This window comes from Mesorhizobium sp. IMUNJ 23232, assembly GCF_044326205.1.
GTDB lineage: Bacteria > Pseudomonadota > Alphaproteobacteria > Rhizobiales > Rhizobiaceae > Kumtagia.
Map to the genome: position 1 here is coordinate 94887 of NZ_JBIRCY010000020.1, position 19272 is coordinate 114158.

The 19272-nt window shown below is 63.7% G+C and carries 21 protein-coding genes; 10 read left to right on the forward strand and 11 right to left on the reverse strand.

Going from position 1 to position 19272, the window contains the following annotated elements; translation table 11 throughout:
- The first annotated feature begins 1 nt into the window (after position 1).
- The 6 genes from ACH196_RS16900 (at position 2) to rnhA (ending at position 4763) form a co-directional block, all read left to right on the forward strand.
- Complete coding sequence (locus tag ACH196_RS16900; protein WP_396648071.1) at positions 2-892, forward strand: cytochrome c oxidase subunit 3; 891 nt, start codon at positions 2-4, stop codon at positions 890-892.
- A 143-nt stretch (positions 893-1035) separates the two neighbouring features.
- Positions 1036-1422 (forward strand): DUF983 domain-containing protein, encoded by a 387-nt coding sequence (locus ACH196_RS16905; protein ID WP_396648072.1) that lies wholly within the window; start codon positions 1036-1038, stop codon positions 1420-1422.
- Positions 1423-1424: 2 nt separating this feature from the next.
- Entirely contained in the window at positions 1425-2186 is a 762-nt protein-coding gene (locus ACH196_RS16910) for an SURF1 family protein (protein WP_396648073.1), read from the forward strand.
- A gap of 43 nt (positions 2187-2229) precedes the next feature.
- Positions 2230-3240 (forward strand): 4-hydroxy-3-methylbut-2-enyl diphosphate reductase, encoded by a 1011-nt coding sequence (gene ispH, locus ACH196_RS16915; protein ID WP_396648074.1) that lies wholly within the window; start codon positions 2230-2232, stop codon positions 3238-3240.
- 3 nt (positions 3241-3243) lie between these two features.
- Positions 3244-4203 (forward strand): homoserine kinase, encoded by a 960-nt coding sequence (locus tag ACH196_RS16920; RefSeq protein WP_396648075.1) that lies wholly within the window; start codon positions 3244-3246, stop codon positions 4201-4203.
- A gap of 11 nt (positions 4204-4214) precedes the next feature.
- Entirely contained in the window at positions 4215-4763 is a 549-nt protein-coding gene (gene rnhA / locus ACH196_RS16925) for a ribonuclease HI (RefSeq protein ID WP_396648098.1), read from the forward strand.
- Between the two features lie 55 nt (positions 4764-4818).
- Here rnhA and ACH196_RS16930 read toward each other — a convergent pair whose 3' ends face one another.
- The 3 genes from ACH196_RS16930 to ACH196_RS16940 all read right to left on the reverse strand — a co-directional run bounded on the left by ACH196_RS16930 (position 4819) and on the right by ACH196_RS16940 (position 6584).
- Positions 4819-5160: a hypothetical protein gene (locus tag ACH196_RS16930; protein WP_396648076.1), complete on the reverse strand. Its 342-nt coding sequence runs from the start codon at positions 5158-5160 to the stop codon at positions 4819-4821.
- Positions 5161-5186: 26 nt separating this feature from the next.
- Positions 5187-5672, reverse strand: coding sequence for a peroxiredoxin (locus tag ACH196_RS16935; protein WP_396648077.1), 486 nt, complete (start codon positions 5670-5672; stop codon positions 5187-5189).
- Positions 5673-5780: 108 nt separating this feature from the next.
- Positions 5781-6584, reverse strand: coding sequence for a protein-disulfide reductase DsbD domain-containing protein (locus ACH196_RS16940; RefSeq protein ID WP_396648078.1), 804 nt, complete (start codon positions 6582-6584; stop codon positions 5781-5783).
- 145 nt (positions 6585-6729) lie between these two features.
- Here ACH196_RS16940 and ACH196_RS16945 point away from each other — a divergent pair, with 145 nt between their 5' ends.
- Complete coding sequence (locus ACH196_RS16945) at positions 6730-7338, forward strand: YqgE/AlgH family protein (RefSeq protein ID WP_396648079.1); 609 nt, start codon at positions 6730-6732, stop codon at positions 7336-7338.
- Here ACH196_RS16945 and ACH196_RS16950 read toward each other — a convergent pair.
- Genes ACH196_RS16950 through thrC form a run of 4 tightly spaced genes read right to left on the reverse strand, consistent with a single transcriptional unit; the run spans position 7329 to position 13527 of the window.
- A complete protein-coding gene (locus tag ACH196_RS16950) occupies positions 7329-10217 on the reverse strand; it encodes an EAL domain-containing protein (RefSeq protein WP_396648080.1) in 2889 nt (962 codons plus the stop codon). The genes ACH196_RS16945 and ACH196_RS16950 overlap by 10 nt on opposite strands.
- 3 nt (positions 10218-10220) lie before the next feature.
- The gene (locus tag ACH196_RS16955; RefSeq protein WP_396648081.1) at positions 10221-10817 is read right to left on the reverse strand and encodes a GNAT family N-acetyltransferase; all 597 of its coding nucleotides are present in this window, start codon (positions 10815-10817) and stop codon (positions 10221-10223) included.
- Positions 10818-10825: 8 nt separating this feature from the next.
- Positions 10826-12118, reverse strand: a complete 1293-nt coding sequence (locus ACH196_RS16960; protein ID WP_396648082.1) for a M16 family metallopeptidase — start codon at positions 12116-12118, stop codon at positions 10826-10828.
- Positions 12119-12123: 5 nt separating this feature from the next.
- Entirely contained in the window at positions 12124-13527 is a 1404-nt protein-coding gene (gene thrC, locus ACH196_RS16965; protein ID WP_396648083.1) for a threonine synthase, read from the reverse strand.
- 135 nt (positions 13528-13662) lie between these two features.
- Here thrC and ACH196_RS16970 point away from each other — a divergent pair, with 135 nt between their 5' ends.
- Complete coding sequence (locus tag ACH196_RS16970; protein WP_396648084.1) at positions 13663-14244, forward strand: hypothetical protein; 582 nt, start codon at positions 13663-13665, stop codon at positions 14242-14244.
- An 8-nt stretch (positions 14245-14252) separates the two neighbouring features.
- Here ACH196_RS16970 and ACH196_RS16975 read toward each other — a convergent pair whose 3' ends face one another.
- On the reverse strand, positions 14253-14942 hold the full coding sequence (locus ACH196_RS16975; protein WP_396648085.1) for an HAD family hydrolase: 690 nt from the start codon (positions 14940-14942) through the stop codon (positions 14253-14255).
- 185 nt (positions 14943-15127) lie between these two features.
- Between ACH196_RS16975 and ACH196_RS16980 the strand changes: the two genes are divergently transcribed.
- Positions 15128-16261 (forward strand): site-specific DNA-methyltransferase, encoded by a 1134-nt coding sequence (locus ACH196_RS16980; RefSeq protein WP_396648086.1) that lies wholly within the window; start codon positions 15128-15130, stop codon positions 16259-16261.
- A 99-nt stretch (positions 16262-16360) separates the two neighbouring features.
- Here ACH196_RS16980 and ACH196_RS16985 read toward each other — a convergent pair whose 3' ends face one another.
- From ACH196_RS16985 to ACH196_RS16995, 3 genes are read right to left on the reverse strand one after another with little or no spacing between them, the layout of a single operon-like run.
- Positions 16361-16714, reverse strand: coding sequence for a nuclear transport factor 2 family protein (locus tag ACH196_RS16985; protein WP_396648087.1), 354 nt, complete (start codon positions 16712-16714; stop codon positions 16361-16363).
- Entirely contained in the window at positions 16711-17322 is a 612-nt protein-coding gene (locus ACH196_RS16990) for an HAD family hydrolase (protein WP_396648088.1), read from the reverse strand. The genes ACH196_RS16985 and ACH196_RS16990 overlap by 4 nt, the downstream gene beginning before the upstream one ends.
- A 7-nt stretch (positions 17323-17329) precedes the next feature.
- Positions 17330-18448: an A/G-specific adenine glycosylase gene (locus ACH196_RS16995; RefSeq protein ID WP_396648089.1), complete on the reverse strand. Its 1119-nt coding sequence runs from the start codon at positions 18446-18448 to the stop codon at positions 17330-17332.
- 46 nt (positions 18449-18494) lie between these two features.
- Between ACH196_RS16995 and ACH196_RS17000 the strand changes: the two genes are divergently transcribed.
- On the forward strand, positions 18495-18995 hold the full coding sequence (locus ACH196_RS17000; protein WP_396648090.1) for a DUF721 domain-containing protein: 501 nt from the start codon (positions 18495-18497) through the stop codon (positions 18993-18995).
- The last annotated feature ends 277 nt before the right edge of the window (positions 18996-19272 follow it).

The window sequence follows — 19272 nt, forward strand, 5'->3', positions numbered from 1 at the left end:
CATGGCAGACGCGCACGCGAAACCGAACCACGACTACCACATCATCGACCCCAGCCCGTGGCCGTTCATCGGCTCAGTCGGTGCGCTGCTCATGGCGGTCGGCGGCGTTGCCTGGATGCAGTACATGAAGGGCGGCAGCCTGCATCTGTTCGGGCTCGAGCTTTCCAGTGCCCGTTACTTCATCTTCGCGATCGGGCTCCTAGTGGTGCTCTACACCATGTTCTCCTGGTGGTCGGACACGATCAAGGAAGCGCATGAGGGTCACCACACCCGCGTCGTGTCGCTGCATCTGCGCTACGGCATGATCATGTTCATCGCCTCGGAGGTGATGTTCTTCGTCGCCTGGTTCTGGGCTTTCTTCGACGCCAGCCTGTTCCCCAACGAGGTGCATCAATATGCCCGCGCCGAGTTCACCGGCGGGGTCTGGCCGCCGAAGGGCATCGAGGTGCTCGATCCCTTCCACCTGCCGCTCTACAACACGATCATCCTGCTGCTGTCGGGCACGACGGTGACCTGGGCGCACCACGCGCTCATCCACGGTGACCGCAAGGGCCTGGTCAACGGCCTCGTTCTCACCGTGGCGCTCGGCCTGCTGTTCTCCTTCGTGCAGGCCTACGAATACATACACGCGCCGTTCGGCTTCAAGGATTCGATCTACGGCGCGACCTTCTTCATGGCGACCGGCTTCCACGGCTTCCATGTCATCATCGGCACGATTTTCCTGCTGGTCTGCCTGCTCCGGGCGATGCGGGGCGATTTCACGCCGAAGCAGCATTTCGGCTTCGAGGCGGCTGCCTGGTACTGGCATTTCGTCGACGTGGTCTGGCTGTTTCTGTTCGCCAGCATCTATGTCTGGGCGTCGACCGGAGCGACCATCGCGCACGGGCATTGAGCCTCTGGTGATAAAGACGAGGGCGGTCATGGAAACATGGCCGCCCTTTGGCTTTTTGGAGATATGAAAGTCGAAAACTTTTCGGCGAACGGTAAGATAGCCAAAGGCGCCAATCTGTCTGGCGAGGCGAAGGAGATTTGGAGGTGTCAGAAGACAAGGCACACTGGCCGCCCGTTGACCCTATCGGCGCTGGTCTGAAGGGCCGCTGCCCGCGCTGCGGCGAGGGGCGGCTGTTCTCCGGCTTCCTTACCATCGCGCCGCGCTGCGGCGTTTGCCGCCTGGACTATTCCTTCGCGGATGCCGGCGACGGGCCGGCGGTGTTCGTCATCCTCATCATCGGCTTCGTCGTCGTCGGCCTGGCGCTGTGGATGGAGGTCACGCTCAATCCGCCGCTCTGGCTGCATTTCATCCTTTGGATTCCGTTGACCATCGCCCTATGTCTCACGGCGCTTCGCCTCATCAAGGGTGTCCTGATCACCTTGCAATATCGCAACAAGGCGGCGGAAGGCCGGCTCGACCGGCCGGAGTGAAGATGGCCGCAAAGACAAAGCGTGCCGACAGGCCGGTCCCGTGGTTGCTGATGGTGTTGGCGCTGATTGCCTTCGCCGCGCTCGTCGCCCTTGGCAGTTGGCAATTGCAGCGGCTGCAATGGAAGGACGGGCTGATCGCCACCATCCAGCAGCGCGTCTCGTCTCCGCCGTCCTCGGTCGATGCGATCGATGCCCAGTTCCGGAGGGGCGGCGATGTCGATTACTGGCCGGTCGAGGTGCGCGGCACCTTCGTCAACGGCGCCGAGCGGCACTTCTTCGCGACCTACGAAGGGCGCTCCGGCTTCTACATCTACACACCGCTGAGGCTGCCCTATGGACGCTTCGTTTTCGTCAATCGCGGTTTCGTGCCGTATGAGTTGAAGGAGCCAGCCACGCGGCCCGCTTCGGCGATCGAAGGTGAGGTGACCGTGAAGGGTCTGTCCCGCAATCCACTGGATGGAAAGCCGTCATATCTGGTCCCCGACAACGACCCGGCAAAGAACATCTTCTACTGGAAAGATCTGGACGTCATGGCGGCAACGGCGGGCCTACCGCGCCGGGCGACAGTGCTTCCCTTCTTCATCGACGCCGATTCGACGCCGAACCCCGGCGGCCTGCCGATCGGCGGCGTGACCATGATCGACCTGCCCAACAACCATCTGCAATATGCGCTTACCTGGTACGGGCTTGCGGCAGCACTCGTCGGCGTCGTCTTCCTGTGGCTCTATGGCCGCCGCAAGCCACGCGACGCCGCGATGCCTTGACAGGGCAGGGGTCGACCCTTCAAGTCGGCGCCGGAAAACAACCATGCTCGCACCCGCCATCAAGCCCCCATTGACGATCCGGCTCTGCCAGCCGCGCGGTTTTTGCGCGGGCGTGGATCGTGCCATTCAGATCGTCGTGCTGGCGCTGAAGAAGTATGGCGCGCCGGTCTATGTCCGCCACGAGATCGTGCACAACCGCTACGTCGTGGAAGGGCTCCAGCAACTCGGCGCGGTGTTCATCGAGGAACTGCATGAGATCCCGGCGGAGCATCGCGACGCGCCGGTCGTCTTTTCTGCGCATGGTGTGCCGAAGTCGGTGCCTGCGGACGCGGTGGAGCGCAATCTGTTCTATCTCGACGCGACCTGCCCGCTGGTCTCCAAAGTCCACAAGCAGGCCATGCGCCACCAGCGTCTCGGCCGCCATGTACTGCTGATCGGCCATGCCGGTCATCCGGAGGTCATCGGCACAATGGGCCAGTTGCCGGAGGGCGCCGTCACGCTGATCGAGACGGAGGCTGACGTGGCAGCCCTGGAGCCTGCTGACCCTTCGGCGCTGGGCTTTGTCACCCAGACGACGCTGTCGGTCGAGGATACCGCCGGCCTGATCCGCGCGCTTCAGGAGCGCTTTCCGGAGCTTCATGCGGCGGCGGCCGAATCGATCTGCTACGCGACGACCAATCGCCAGGAAGCGGTAAAGGAAGCCGCCCCCGGCTCCGATCTTTTCCTCGTCGTCGGTGCGCCGAACTCATCCAATTCCAAGCGGCTGGTCGAAGTGGCCGAGCGCGCCGGTGCAAAGATGTCGCTTCTTGTCCAGCGTGCCTCTGAAATTCCGTGGGACGAGATCGGCGAAATCTCGACGCTCGGCCTGTCGGCAGGCGCGTCGGCGCCGGAGATCATCGTCGACGAGATCATCGACGCTTTCCGGGCGCGCTTCGACGTGACGGTCGATCTCGCCATCACGGCGACGGAACTCGAGAACTTTCCGGTTATGCGGGCGCTCCGCGACGTGGAACTGACAGCGGCCGACATGGCCTTCGTGAACGGAAACAGATAGAGAATGGCCGTCTACACCGATGTTTCGGAAGGAGAACTCCAGGCCTTCCTCGCGCATTACGACGTCGGTGAACTCCTTTCCTACAAAGGGATCGCCGAGGGCTCGGAGAACTCCAACTATCTGCTGCACACTTCGACCGGCGCCTACATCCTGACGCTCTATGAGAAGCGGGTGGAGCGGGATGATCTGCCGTTCTTCCTCGGCCTGATGGACCATCTGGCTAGGAAGGGCATCGTCTGCCCCTTGCCGGTGCATCGCAGGGACGGCGCCGTCATCTGCGAGGTTGCGGGCCGCGCGGCGGCGCTCATCACGTTCCTTGAAGGCATGTGGATGCGCCGGCCAACCGTTGCCCAATGCCGCGAGGTCGGCAAGGCGTTGGCGGCGCTGCATGTCGCCGGTGCCGACTTCCCGCTGACAAGGCCGAACGCCTTGCAGATCGACGGCTGGCGGAAACTCTGGGCCGGTGCGCGCGACCGTGCCGACGAAGTTGAGCCGGGGCTGGTCGCCGAGGTGGACAAGGACTTTTTCGAGCTGACGCGCGACTGGCCGAAGGAGTTGCCGTCGGGGGTCATCCATGCCGACCTTTTCCCGGACAACGTGTTCTTCCTCGGCCAGAAACTGTCGGGGCTGATCGACTTCTACTTCGCCTGCAACGATTTTTATGCCTACGACCTAGCCACCTGCCTGAATGCCTGGTGCTTCGAGAAGGACCAATCCTACAACATCACCAAGAGTACGGCGCTGCTGGCTGGCTACCGAAGCGTGCGGCCGCTCGAAGGAGCCGAGGTCGACGCTCTGCCGTTGCTGGCGCGGGGCTCGGCCTTGCGTTTCATGCTGACGCGCCTCTACGACTGGCTTACCATCCCCGACGGCGCGCTGGTGCAGAAGCGCGACCCCCACGAATTCATCCGCCGACTGCGTTTCCACCGGCAGATCCGCTCGGCGACGGAGTACGGCTTGTGAAGCAGATCGAGATGTTCACCGATGGCGCGTGCTCCGGTAATCCCGGTCCGGGTGGCTGGGGTGCGATTCTGCGCTTCAATGGCACGGTGAAGGAACTGTCCGGCGGTGAGGCGGAGACGACCAACAACCGCATGGAGCTGATGGCCGCGATCGAAGGCCTGAATGCCCTCAAGGAGCCATGCACGGTCGATCTTTACACGGACAGCAATTATGTCCGCGACGGCATATCGAGCTGGATCCATGGCTGGAAGAAGAACGGCTGGAAGACCGCCTCGAAACAGCCTGTGAAGAATGCCGAACTGTGGCAGGCGCTGGACGAGGCGACCCGCCGCCACAAGGTGGTCTGGCACTGGGTCAAGGGTCACGCCGGCCATGTCGAGAACGAACGGGCGGACGAACTTGCCCGCATGGGCATGGCACCGTTCAAGAAGAAATCGTCGCGCCTGCCAGAGGTCGCGCTTGCTTCAGCGCCCGCAAAGCCGCGTCCGGCTGCTGTCTCGGCAGGTTCACCGACCAAGCCGGCGCCGCGAAAGCCGCGGCGCTCGACCCAGAGTTATTGAGCGTATCGACTTACACTGCGGACCCATAAATCAACAGCCTGTCGATCGACATCCTTCAGCGGCTCAACTGCTTCAAATAAGACAGGATGTCTTTCGACATCGGTGCCGACGTTACGACTGTAAGTTTCGCACCGACGCCAGCTACCTCGTAGGACAAGCCAAGCTCAATTTCATTTTCTGCGATCACCTTGAACTCAGCCAACCCGTCATAGCAACCGAAAAACTGACCCTTGAGCTCGACATAGTGATCATGACCATCGAAGAGGCCGCGCTGGGCAGTGGAGTCGCGAGGCCGATCGATCAGCAAATAATCGGCCTTGCTGCCAGAAAGGTCGAACGCCAGTCGAACAATTCCGTCCTCTATTGAGAGTATCTGGGCTAGGCTCGCGACCCGCATGGGCACAGGATTGGCGGATCGCGGTCTCAGAGCTGTTCGAGCAGCCGCGCAGCGCCCGAAGTCACCGCCTGGCCGGGAGCGTCCTCGATGTTGAGCGCCTCGACCTTGCCGTCATTGACGATCATCGAAAAACGCTTGGAGCGCAGGCCGAGGCCGCCGGCGCTGAGATCCAGGTCGAGGCCGATCGCCTTGACGAAATCGCCATTGCCGTCCGCCAGGAACAGGATCTTGCCTTCGGCGCCGGTGAAGCGCGCCCAGGCGGCCATGACATGATGATCGTTGACGGCAAGCACCGCGATTGCGTCGACACCGCGCCCCAATATGGCGTCATGGTTCTCGAGATAGCCCGGCAGGTGGTTGTTGCTGCAGGTCGGCGTGAAGGCGCCGGGAACGGCGAAAAGCACGACCTTCTTGCCGGAGAACACTTCGGACGTGGTCAGCGTCTTGGCGCCGTCCGCGGTCAGGACCTTGAAGCTTGCCTCGGGCAGTTTGTCGCCAACGGATATCGTCATGGTTTCCTCGATCTTGTTTCTGGGAAGACCGCGCCGGATTACGCGGTCTCGGGTTTTTCCGCAATCCGCGACATTCGTAGCCCGCCCGGCCGTTTGAAAGGTGATCGCTCAGAAATACGGAAGAATGCCACTCACCGCGCCCGCGTCCGTCACCAGCGTGTAATGCAGCCCGCCGGATGACGGATGTGTGTCGGGCCGTGTCGCCTCCATGGTGAAATAGGTCCGGCCATCCTTCTGCGATCGTTTCGGTTCCTCGAAGGAATACCCTTCTTCCGCGGCGATGAAGACATCGGCATTCTTGCCGACGTCGGGAGAGACCGCTTCGACGATCAGCTTGCCGTCTTCGACCCTCACGATCCGAAGGCCGAAATCCGCTGTTGCCGGCGCGGGGAGACTGGCCAATGCGGCCGACACTGTTGTCGCATCATCCGGGTTGTCGGGATCGGCGGCCGGATCGATCGCGATGTCGGCCTTCACCGGCACGCAGATCGTCTCGCAGACGCCGAGGAAGATGCTTGCCCGGACCGACACAGGCTTGGTTGCGTCCTCCAACCTGAAGCTGACCGGCAGGCTGACCGGCCGGTCGTAACCCGCCCAAGAAAAATCGCCCTCGTCGTGGCGTTCGGGAGCGGGGAAATCCAGGTCGGCGCTTTTGATGTTCGTGCTTGCCGTCACGTCGATCATCGGCGGCACACCCGCGTCGCCTGGATCGCGCCAATACGTCTTCCACCCCGGTACGAGATTGATTTCGAGCGCCCCGCGCAGCACGCCGTCGTTATCAGGATTGCCGCTGGTAACCAACCGGACGCGCGCGCCCTGCACGTCGATCCAGGGACTGGACGATGCCGAGGCCGCACCTGCAAGGCCGGCCATGATCGCCGCTGAGGCGAGGGAGATATGCCAGAAAATCATGTGCGTGGTTTGCCGCCGCCAAACCGCTTTTGCAACGTGGCGCCGTCCGGCGCCGGTCATATTTGCGTGACAGCATCTGAATTGTCGATGTCGCGCCGCACAAAGCCGTCTTTCAAGCGGGCAAAAAAAACGCTACCTTACGGGCATGGACCTTCTCAAGCACAAAGCCGCCGCGGGCAAGCGGGGGTTCCTGGACGGGCACTTCCTGATCGCCATGCCTGGCATGAAGGATGACCGCTTCACGCGTTCGGTCATCTATATCTGTGCCCACAGCGAGGAAGGCGCCATGGGGCTGATCATCAACCAGGCCCAGCAGATGCTGTTCCCGGATCTCCTCGTCCAGCTCGGTATTATGGACGAGAAGGAAGTGATCCGCCTTCCCGATTCCGCGCGCAATTTCGTCGTGCGCAATGGCGGGCCGGTCGACCGCAGCCGTGGCTTCGTGCTGCACAGTGGCGACTACAAGGTGGAATCCTCGCTGCCGGTGTCGACGGACATCTGCCTGACGGCCACCATCGACATCTTGCGCGCCATCTCCAAGGGCAGGGGGCCGAGCAAGGCGCTGATGGCGCTTGGCTATTCCGGTTGGGGCGCCGGCCAGCTTGAACGGGAAATCCAGGAGAACGGCTGGCTCACCTGCCCGGCGCTCCCTGACCTGCTCTTCGACGCCGACATGGACCGTAAATACGACCGCGTCATCGCCTCGCTCGGCATCGATCTGGCGCATCTGAGCCCGGTCGCCGGTCACGCCTGAGCGACGGGGTACTGCTCCTTCAGCATCCTCAGCACGGCGTCGGCCTGGATCGGCGCGCCGAACATGTAGCTCTGCACATATTCGCAGCCCATCTGCCTGAGTTCCAGCGCGTCGCGCTCGTCCGATATGCCCTCGGCCACCACCGACATGCCGAGTTCGTGGGCCATGTTGACCATGGATTTCAAGAGCACGGCGCGCTTCGGCGAGGGATCGTCGAGAAAGCTCTTGTCGATCTTGATCGTGTCAAACGGAAAACGGGTCAGGTAGGAAAGCGACGAATATCCCGTGCCGAAGTCGTCGATCGACAGGCCGATGCCGAGCTTCTTCAGCTTGTTGAGCACATGCGCGCTCTGCTCGGGATTGTCCATCACCAGTGACTCGGTGAGTTCAAGACGGAAGCAGATCGGCTTGATGTTGGCGCGCGCCACTACCGACTTCACGTCGCTGACAAGGTCGCGCCGCAAGAGCTGCCGGCTGGACAGGTTGACCGAGACCGACAGCGGCGTGTCGCCGATCTGCTTCTGCCAGCCCGCCAGATCCTCGGCGGCGCGCTGCATGGCGAAAAGGCCGAGTTGGACGATCAGTCCGCTGGTTTCCGCGACCGGAATAAAGTCAGACGGGGGAATGGCGCCCCGGCGCGGGTGATCCCAGCGCAGCAGGGCCTCGAAGCCGGCGACCGAGCGGTCCTCAAGCCGCACGATCGGCTGGTAGACCAAGGTCAGTTCCTTGCGCTCGACGGCGCGGTGCAGGTCGGATTCGAGCTGGACACGATCTGTGCCGACGGATCGGAAGGCCGGGCGGAAGGGCTCGATGCGGTCACCGCCGAAGCGTTTGGCTTGCTGCATGGCGAGTTCGGCGTCCTTGACCATGTCGGTCGCGGCCCCTTGCGCGGCGGTCCAGCTCACCAGGCCGATAGAGGCAGTCAGCACGATCTCGCGCTTGGCGAAATTCACAGGCGCGCGGATCGCCTGCTTGATTGCGTCGGCGAAGGCGGCGATGCGTGCCGGGTCCTGTTCGGAAAGCAGCATGAAGGCGAACTGGTCGCCGGAAAACCGCGAAAGCGAGTCCGAGGGCTTGATCAGGCGATGGAGGCGGCGGGCGATGGTCAGCAGGATCGTATCGCCGGCGGAAATCCCCAGCCCGTCATTGACCTGCTTGAAGCGGTCGATATCGATGATCAGCACGGTGGGGCGCACGGCCTGCTCGGTCTTGGCGACCGAGATGATGGCGTCGAGGCGGGTCAGGAATAATTCGCGGTTGGGCAGGCCGGTGAGATTGTCGTGCACGGCGTCGTGCAGCAGCCGCTCCTCGGATTTCTTCTGCTCGGTGACGTCGACCAGCGTGCCGACGCAGCGGATCACCTCGCCGTCCGAGCCGACCACCGGCCGCGCCCGCAGCGAGAACCAGTGATAGTGGCCGTCGGCGCCGCGCAGACGGAAATTCTGGATAACGCGGCCGCGCCGGTGCTCCAGCACGACGTCCAGCGTTGTGCGAAAACTGTCGCGATCGTCGGCGTGCAGCACCGGCAACCAGTTGCGCGCCGGCCCGCCGAGGCTGTTCGGTGGCAGGCCGAGCTGGGTGCTGACATCAGGGCGGGTCGTCACCCGGTCGCGCAGCACGTCCCAGTCCCAGACTATGTCACCTGAGCCGACCACCGCCAGCGCCTGGCGTTCGAGATCGCTGAACAGGCCTTGATGCAGCGCCCCGCCCGCGAAGGCGTGCTGGATGACGGTGAAGCCGATCAGAAGGATGATGAGGATGAGGCCGCCGCCGAGCGCCGGCTGGACGATGTCGTTGTTCAGCACGCCGGTGATCGCCATCCATGAGGCGGTGAGCCAGGCCAGCACCATCACCCAACTCGGCACCAGCATGATCGCCCGGTCATAACCGCGGAAGCCAAGCATGATGATCAGGCCGAGGCCGACCACGGCAGTCGCCGCGAACGATACGCGCGCTATTCCCGCCGCGACCGCCGGATCGACGACGGCGACGCCGGCGATCAGCAACAGCCCGGCGATCCACAGCAGCGCTCCATAGCTGAAATGGCCGTGCCAGCGGTTGAGGTTGAGATAGGCGAACAGGAAGACGACAAAGGTCGCGGCCAGCGCCACCTCGGTGCCAGCCCTCCAGATTTGCTGGTTGCCGGGTGCAATGTCGATGACCTCGTTCACGAAGCCGAAGTCGACGCAGATATAGGCGAGCACCGCCCAGGACAGCGCTGCCGTGGCCGGGAACATCGACGTTCCCTTGACCACGAACAAGATGGTGAGGAACAGCGCGAGCAGCCCGGCGATGCCGATGACGATGCCCCGGTAGAGCGTGTAGGAATTGACGGAGTCCTTGTAGGCTTCCGGCGCCCACAGATAGACCTGCGGCAGGCGCGGCGAGGCCAGCTCAGCGATGAACGTGACCACGGCGCCAGGGTCGAGCGTCACCTGGAACACGTCTGCATCCTGGCTCACCTGGCGGTCGAGCGCAAAACCTTCGCTAGGGGTGATCGCGGCGATGCGGCTCGATCCCAAGTCGGGCCAGAACAGGCCGGAATTTACCAGCCGGAAATGCGGCGCGACGATGAGCCTGTCGATCTGCTGGTCGGTGGTGTTGGCAAGCGCGAACACGCCCCAGTCGCCGCTGGAACGTGCGTCGTTGGCCTCGACCTCGATACGGCGCACGATGCCGTCAGGGCCGGGAGCCGTGGAAACCTGAAAATTCTGACCCTGGTTGCGGTAGATCTGCACCGCGCCCGAAAGGTCCAGCGCCACGTCGTCGCGCGCGATCTTGATGGGCTCGATCGCATAGCCGGGCGAAACCGCAGGCAGGCCGAGCAGGAACGCGGCGATGAGCGCGATCAGGGGACCTGTTCGTAGAGAAAAACGCAAAAATCAGTCCTTCGCGGTGGTCATGCCGGGATCATCCGCGATCAAGGCATAAAGATAGTGGTCGTGCCAGATGCCATTGATCCTGAGATAGGATCGCAGCAGTCCCTCGCGCCGGAATCCGGCTTTTTCAAGCACGCGTATGGAGCGCGAGTTGTCGGGGATACAGGCTGCCTCCATGCGGTGCAACCTGAGCGTATCGAAGGCGTAGTGGGCGACGAGGCGAAGCGCCTCCGGCATGTAGCCCAGGCCGGCGTAACGCTCGCCGATCCAGTAGCCGATCTGCCCGCTCTGGGCGACGCCATAGCGGACATTGCCAATGGTGATGCCGCCCATCAGCCTGCCCGAAACGATTTCGAAGATGAAGAACGCCGCGCCGGTACCCTGATTGAAATCATCGCGGTAGCGCGCTAGGCGCTGGCGCCAGGCCGGCCATTCCAGTTCATCGGAGGCCCAGCGTGGCTCCCACGGTTCGAGGAACCGGCGGCTCTCTGCTCTCAGTGCGGCCCATTCGCGATAGTCGCCGGCAACCGGCATCCTCAGCGCGACGCGTTCACCTCTCAGCGACGGCAGGTCGCGGCGGAAGAACGGGAGCGCGATCATGCATCAGATCAAACCGCGAGCTTCCGCAGCACGGGAGCGCTGCCGGCAAGCGAGTCGCGGATCTGGTCGTAGGAGGCGAGCGTGCCGACCGGCCCGACGCCGGTCACCGTCGGCACGGTGGAGAACATGCGGGCGGAAAGGTCGGTAAGCCGCTCGACGGTCAGCGCCGACAGCCGGCCCATCAGTTCTTCCTTGGCGATCGGCCGGCCGAACAAGAGGATCTGGCGGGCGATCTGCGAGGCGCGGCTGGCGGCGCTCTCGGCCGACATGATCAGCCCGGCCCGATACTGGGCGCGCGCCCGGTCGAGTTCCGACTGCTCGATCTGTTCGCCGGCCCTCTGCAATTCCTCGATGATGACCGGCACCAGCTTGCCGATATCGCTCAAGCCGGTGGCGGCATGGATCCCGAAGATGCCGGTGTCGGAAAAACCCCAGTGGAACGCATAGACCGAATAGCAGAGGCCGCGTTTCTCGCGCACTTCCTGGAACAGGCGCGACGACATGCCGCCGCCGAGGATCATCGACAGGACCTGCGAGGCGTAGAAATCGCGCACATGATAGGCGCGGCCCTCGAAGCCGAGCACCACCTGCGCATCCATCAGGTCGCGTTCCTCGCGGTAATCGCCGCCGACATAATTCGCCGCCTGGGGCACGGTGCTTTCCGATTTGGGACGAAAGCCGCCGAGCTTTTTCTCGACGTCGCGCACGAAAACGTCGTGCTTGATGTCGCCGGCGGCCACCACAACCATGTCCTCAGCGTTGTACTGCCGGTCCATGAAACCGCGCAGTTGCTGCGAGGTGAAGGACTGCACCGTTTCGGGCGTGCCCAGGATCGAGCGGCCGATCGTCTGGTTGCGGTAGGCGGTTTCGGTGAAATGGTCGAAGACGATGTCGTCGGGTGTGTCGTGGGCGGCGCCGATCTCCTGGAGGATGACGTTCTGCTCGCGCTCCAGTTCGTCGGGATCGAAGCTCGAATCCTGCAATATGTCGGCAAGGATATCGACGGCCAGCGGCACGTCGTCCGCGAGCACGCGGGCGTAGAAGGACGTCGTCTCGACGCTGGTCGCCGCGTTGATCTCGCCCCCGACATTCTCGATCTCTGAAGCGATCTGGAAGGCGCTGCGGCCACCGGTGCCCTTGAACGCCATGTGCTCCAGAAGGTGCGCCATGCCGTGTTCCTCGGCTCGCTCGTTGCGGGCGCCGGACTTGACCCAAATGCCTAAAGCTGTGGTTTCGATGCTTGGAAGAGTTTCGGTCGCGACTGTCAGGCCGTTCGACAGACGGCTCACCTCAACATCCATGTAGCTCAGACTCCCTGACGCGCCGCCCGTGCAAGACGGCTAACATGATCTTCCACCATTTTGAGGTCGGAGGGAAGTACCGTGTATTTTTCCTCCGCTTCCATCAGTCCGGAGAGCCAGTCGGGCAAAGCGGGCATCACGCCGGATGCCGCCTTGACCGCGTCGGGAAATTTCGCCGGATGCGCCGTGCCGAGCACGATCATCGGGCTGTCGGTCGCCTGCTTCGACGCGACGTGGACGGCGGTGGCCGTATGCGGGTCGAGAAGATAGCCGGCGGACTTCAATGTCCCGGCAATGGTCCGCGCCGTCTCGTCCATCGAAGATCGCCCGGCGTTGAAATCCGCGCGGATCGCGGCCAACGCGCCTGCGCCGATGGAAAAGCCACCGGACTGTTTTAGCCCGTTCATGTTGCGCACGACCTCCGCACTGTCCCGGCCGCAGGCCTCGTAGAGCAGGCGCTCGAAATTCGAAGACACCTGGATGTCCATCGACGGCGAAGCGGTGGCGACTACCCCGCGCGTCCGGTATTCGCCAGACGACAGGGTGCGCGCGAGGATGTCGTTGTCGTTGGTGGCGATCACCAGCCGGTCGATCGGCAGGCCCATCTTCTTGGCGACGTAGCCGGCGAAGATATCGCCGAAATTGCCGGTCGGCACGGTGAAGGAGACCGGCCGGTCGGGCGCGCCGAGCGACAGCGCCGAGGTGAAATAATAGACGATCTGGGCCATGATTCGCGCCCAGTTGATCGAGTTCACCCCCGACAGCGAGACGCCGTCGCGGAACCGGTGGTCGTTGAACATGTCCTTCACTAGGCCCTGGCAGTCGTCGAAATTGCCTTCGATCGACAGCGCATGGACGTTCGTCGCCTTGGAAGTGGTCATCTGTCGCTGCTGCACCGGCGAGACGCGGCCGTGCGGGAACAGCACGAAGATGTCGGTGCGGTCGCGGCCCGCGAAGGCCTCGATTGCCGCGCCGCCGGTGTCGCCGGAGGTCGCAGCGGTGATCGTTGCGCGCTCGCCGCGCTCGGCGAGGATGTGGTCCATCAACCGCGCCAGAAGCTGCATCGCCACGTCCTTGAAGGCCAGCGTCGGGCCGTGGAAAAGCTCGAGGACGAAAGTGTTGCCGCCGGTCTGGACGAGGGGGCAAACGGCGTCGTGACGGAACGTGGCATAGGCTTCGCGCACGATCTTCTCGAAGGTCGGCCCGTCGATCTCGCCGCCGAGATAGGGCGTCAGCAGCCTGATGGCGATGTCGGCATAGGGGCGTCCGCGCAGCGAGCGGATTTCTTTTGCCGACAGCGTCGGCCATTCGGCGGGAACGTAGAGGCCGCCGTCGCGCGCCAGGCCGGAAAGGACCGCGTCGGAGAACCCGAGGTCCGGCGCGTTTCCGCGGGTGCTGACATATCTCATCGTTCACATGCTCCTGCCGCTGTCCCGGTTCGGGCCGGTTTGTGCAAAATGCCGCTCTGCCGGTCGCATTTCGGACGCGCGGTTGCTATAGAGCAACTGCTTCGCGGGTGGGAAGAGCAGCTTATGGAGTTTCGTTTGGCTGACCGTCATATCGTGCCGGGCCTGATGCTTGCCGGCTTTATGCTTGCCGTCGCCGGCTGCCAGTCCGGCGACAGCGGCTCGGTGCTTGGAGGCGGCAACAAGGACGCGCCGAAGCCGCCGACGGAGAAGGTTTTGGAAAGCGAGTTGCGCGGCTATTGCCCGCTGGTCAATCTGCGCGACGGGACTGCCTATTTCAACACCTATGCCAAGGGCGGGCAGGACGACCCGGCCAAGCTGCTCTACCAGGCGTCGATCGCCGATGTGACCAGGAGTTGCACACGCTCCAACGGCATGCTGAACCTCGACGTTGCCGTCGCCGGCAAGGTCGTCCCCGGGCCTGCCGGTGCGCCGGGCACCCTCACCATGCCGGTTCGCGTGGTCGTCATGCAGGGCGAGACCATCGTTTATTCCGAACTGAAGAAGCATCAGGTTGCCGTCACCGACGCCACGGCCGCCACGCAGTTCGTCGTCAACGACCCGAACATCAGCCTGCCCGACCCGACGGTCCGCAACATCCGCATCTATGCCGGCTTTGACGAAGGCCCGCCGAAGAAGAAGGCGGCGGACACCGAATAAGCGGCCGGTCAAACCTCCGACCACTCCGACAGCGCCGCAACCACGCCTTTGAAATCCGCCCAGCGGCGGATGACGGTTTCCGCGCCGGCGTCGGTCAGCACGTCCGCGTGGCCCGGATAGGAATGCGCGGCACCGGTGAAGCCGATGACCCGCATCCCGGCGGCCTTTGCGGCGTGGATGCCATGCACCGAATCCTCGATGACAAAGGTGTTGGCCGGATCGGCGCCGTAGTGCTTCGCCGCATGGAGAAAGACGTCGGGCGCGGGCTTGGGTTTGCCGCTTGGCGTGCTGAGCGCCGAGAACACGTCGTCCTTGCCGAAGAACCTGTCCAGCCCGGTCTTTTCCAGCATGAACAGGATCCGCTCCGTGCGCGAATTGGAGCAGATGCACTTGGCCGTCTCGACGCCGGCGACAGCGCCTCGGGCGCCATCGATCGCCCGCACGTCGGCGCGCAGGCGGCGGTCGACCAGCACCTCCGCCTCGCCGATCAGCGAGGCCTGCAGCGGCACATGCGCCTCCTCCTCGATGCGCAGCATGATGTCCTTGAAGGTCAGGCCGGCGTAACGCTCGCTGATCTCCTCGCCGGTGATCGGGAACCCGGCCTTGGTCAGCAAATCCGCCTCGATGCGGGCGGCGATGATCTCGGAATCGACGAGCGTTCCGTCGAAGTCGAAAATAACGAGGTCTGGCTTGGTCATGTCGTCCGGAGTTTTTGGGGAGGAAGAAGCGGAAGCCGCTTGCGCACGGCTCATACACCAGCGGGCCGGGCGGAGCAAATCGCGGGCGAGAAAGCGTGATAAGTCCTTTGATCGCTTCATTAAAAATTTACGCGAAACGGTAACCATAACGGCGGGTAAAAAGTCACGCGTATTCGGGTAACAGCATGCAGGCGTTGCAGTCCTTTGCCGCTCCCTCCTTCCATCAGGAGGAGGTGCCCTGGCGGGATACGATCATCCGGGGCGACTGCGTGGCGGCGCTGGAAAGGCTGCCGGAAAAGTCGGTCGACGTGATCTTCGCCGACCCGCCCTACAATCTCCAGCTCAACGGCGACCTCCACCGGCCCGACCAGTCCAAGGTCGACGCGGTGGACGACCATTGGGACCGGTTCGAGAATTTTGCCGCCTACGACGCCTTCACCCGCGCCTGGCTGCTCGCCGCCCGCCGCGTGCTGAAGCCGAGCGGCACGATCTGGGTGATCGGCTCCTATCACAACATTTTTCGTGTCGGCGCGATCATGCAGGATCTGGGCTTCTGGGTCCTCAACGACATCGTCTGGCGAAAAACCAATCCGATGCCGAATTTCCGCGGCCGCCGTTTCCAGAATGCGCACGAGACGATGATCTGGGCTTCCCGCGACGCCAGCGCAAAAGGCTACACCTTCAACTACGACGCGCTGAAGGCGGCCAATGACGATGTTCAGATGCGTTCCGACTGGCTGTTCCCGATCTGCACCGGGTCAGAGCGGCTGAAGGACGACAACGGCGAAAAGCTGCATCCGACGCAGAAGCCCGAGGCGCTGCTGGCCCGCGTCATGCTGTCCTCCACTAAGCCGGGTGACGTGGTCCTCGACCCGTTCTTCGGCTCGGGCACGACGGGAGCGGTGGCAAAACGCCTCGGCCGCCATTTCGTCGGCATCGAGCGCGAACAGTCCTATATCGACGCCGCGCGCCAGCGCATCGACGCCGTGGTGCCCATGCCGTCGGTCGATCTTTCGATCATGACCGGCAAGCGCGCCGAGCCGCGTGTCGCCTTCGTCAGCCTGATCGACGCCGGCATCGTGCGTCCCGGCACCTTCCTCTACGACGCGCGCAAGCGGTGGGTGGCGAAGGTCCGCGCTGACGGAACGCTGGCGGCCGGCGATCGCGTCGGCTCGATCCATCGTGTCGGCGCGCAGGTGCAAGGGCTCGACGCCTGCAACGGCTGGACGTTCTGGCACTATGAGCGCAATGGCGGACTTACCGCGATCGACGAGTTGCGCCGCATCGCCCGCCTCGGGATGGAGCGGGCAGGGGCGTGACAAGCCTTTTCTCTCCCCGCTTGCGGGGAGAGATGCCTGGCAGGGCAGTGAGGGGCCGCGCCGGACAGTTCAGTACAACGCCCGTTCGTCCTCTCGTCCTCAGATGTCGCGCACGTCCACGCGTTCGATCTTGCCATCCGCGTTGAGGAAAATTGTCTCTTCGCCCCGGCGGATCAGCCTTTCACCGGTCGTTGCGCTGGTTGCTTCCAGATGCCACCTCGATTTGGCCGACGCCTCGCTGAGTTTTTCGAAATTGTCGTCATGGGCGACTTGATCAGGGTATTCCGCGAAATATTTGCGAAAAGCCGCCAGGATCGCTGCCTTGCCCGCGAGCGCGCCGACCTTGACCGAGCCATAGATCGCATCGTCGGCGAAAAAGCCTTCGATGACCTCGTAGTCCTGGGCGTTGACAGCGTCGTGGAAGCGCCGCAGCACGTCGACCGGATCGCTCATGCCTGAATGCCCCGCGCGGCAAGGTCCTTGCGCAGTGTCGCCGCATCCGTGAACAGCACCGCCTGCCAGCCCGCCGCTATCGCACCGTCCACATTCTTCTGGCTGTCGTCGATGAACAGCGAAGCGGCCGGCTCCAGCCTGAACGTCGCGACGTGATGTTGGTAGATGCCGCGCTCCGGCTTGATCATGCGCACATCGCCCGAAACCGTCACGCCGCGCGGCCGGTTAAGGAAATCGAACCGTTTTCGCGCCTCGACAAAAGTGTCGGAGGCGAAATTGGTAAGCATGGTCACGTCATGGCCGCTGTCGATCAGCCCTTCCATGATCCCGACGCTGTCGTCATAGGCATGCGGCACCATCTCGTGCCAGTTGCGGCGGAAATTGCGGATGTTGTCCTCATGCGCCGGGTGTTTTGCGATCAGCAGCGCTTCCGCTTCCTCCCAACTGCGGCCGCGGTCCTGCTCGATATTCCAGTCCGGGGTGCAGACGTTCTCGAAGAACCATCGGCGCTCCGTGTGGTCCGGTATCAGCCGGCTGAAAGCCAGGTCCGGGTCGTAGTGGATCAGCACCTTGCCGATGTCGAAAACGATATGACGGACTTCGCTCATGGGAACCTCAGGTTGCGGATCGGAGCTTCTTGGTCGCGCCGGGAATGGCGGCCTCGATAGCCTTTTTCATGACCGTGGGCAAAGCCTCGCCGGCAATCTCGGCGGCGGCGACCCAGCGGTGGCCTGGCGGCGCCGTGATCCTCCCGAACTCGGCCCGCCGGACCTCAAGGTCGAGCGCAAAATGCGTGAACACATGCGTGATGGCGCCGGCGCGCCGCCAATCCGCGGCGAGCGGCGGGTGCGAATCGCCACCATTGCCGCCGCGCCCCTCGCTCCAACCGGTGGTCGGCACCTCGGTCATGCCGCCCAATAGCCCTTTTTCCGCGCGCGTGCGCATCAGCACCGCACCGTCGCTGCGGATAGCGACATAGGCGATGCCGCTCCGCTTCGGCTTGTCGGCTTTCGGCGCTTTCAGGGGCAGCAGTTCGGGGTCACCGGTCAGGATCGCACGGCAGTCCTCGCGCAGCGGGCAGAGCATGCAGCGTGGCCGTTTCGGTGTGCAGATGGTTGCACCGAGATCCATCATCGCCTGGGCAAAATCGCCCGGCCGGGCGATGGGAACCAGTCCGGCGACGCGCTCCTTGATTTCGGGCTTTGCGTCGGGCAGCGGCGTGCGGATGTCGAACAACCGCGCAGTCACCCGCTCGACATTACCGTCGACCACGGCCACCGGTCGTCCAAAGGCGATCGCCGCGATCGCCGCCGCCGTATAGGCGCCGATGCCGGGCAGGGCGCGCAGCCCGTCCTCGCTGTCGGGAAATCCGCCGGGCAGCGTGGCGACGAGATTGGCGCAGGCCTTCAGGTTGCGCGCCCGCGAATAATAGCCGAGGCCGGCCCAGGCCCGCATGACGTCCTCGTTCGATGCCGCCGCCAGCGCCTTCACGGTTGGCCATTTGATGAGGAAATCGCGGAAATACGGTTTCACCGCTTCCACTGTCGTCTGTTGAAGCATGACCTCGGACAGCCAGACATGGTAAGGTTCGGGTCGGACGCCGCGCGCAAGGTCGGCTGGTGGAACCCGCCACGGCAGGTCGCGGTGGTGCGAATCGTACCAGGCCAGCAGGCGCGTTGCGATGCCGGCGCTTGATGAACTGGCTGTGGGTTTTGCGCGGCTGGCGGTTGCCATCGTGTCGGGTTATGGCTCTGGGCTGGCTCAGGTCGAAGGAACGCACATGGCAGGGAAAAGGCCGTTCGGCAATCCGGTACCCGTCAGCGATCTCGCCGCCGCGATCCTTGACCCGGTGCTGCGCAAGCGCGCCGGCCTGTCGACTGGCCTCGTCCAATCGTGGGAAGAGATCGTCGGCCCGCGCATCGCCGCGAAATCGCGGCCGGAAAGACTGCAATGGCCGCGCCGCGCCGGCGAGGACGACCCGTTCCGTCCAGCGACACTGGTCGTCGCCTGCGAGGGCCTGGCGGCGCTGCATCTCCAGCACGAGACCGGCGAGGTGATCGGCCGCGTCAATTCTTTCCTCGGTTTCGAGGCGGTCGACCGCATCCGCATCGTCCAGAAGCCGGTGCTTGCCACCGAAAGGCCGCCGCGCCGCGTGCCGCGCGTTCTGACGACGCTGGAAAAGGCGGACATCGCCGCAAAAGTCCGGCCGATCGAGGACGAGGGCCTACGCGCAGCACTGGAACGTCTCGGCGCCTCGGTTCGCGGATCGCGTCAACGCTGACGCCAAACTCGCGGTTTCGTGAAGGTTCGACCGGCGAAGCCGCTTGGATTGGGCTGCGCAATGCCTTATTTCGCGCCAACTCTCGCTTTTTCGTGAATTCCAACATCATCATCCAAACATAGTTCAGGTGATTCGCATGCTTCGGTCCTTGTCGCGTAGAACCGTCCTTTCCTCGCTCGCGGTGCTCTCCGCCGGCGCGGTGCTATCCGCCTGCAGCGACAGCGGCAAGGCGGAGGCCGAAACCGTTCCGGCGCAGCCCGCGGCCCCGGCCGATACC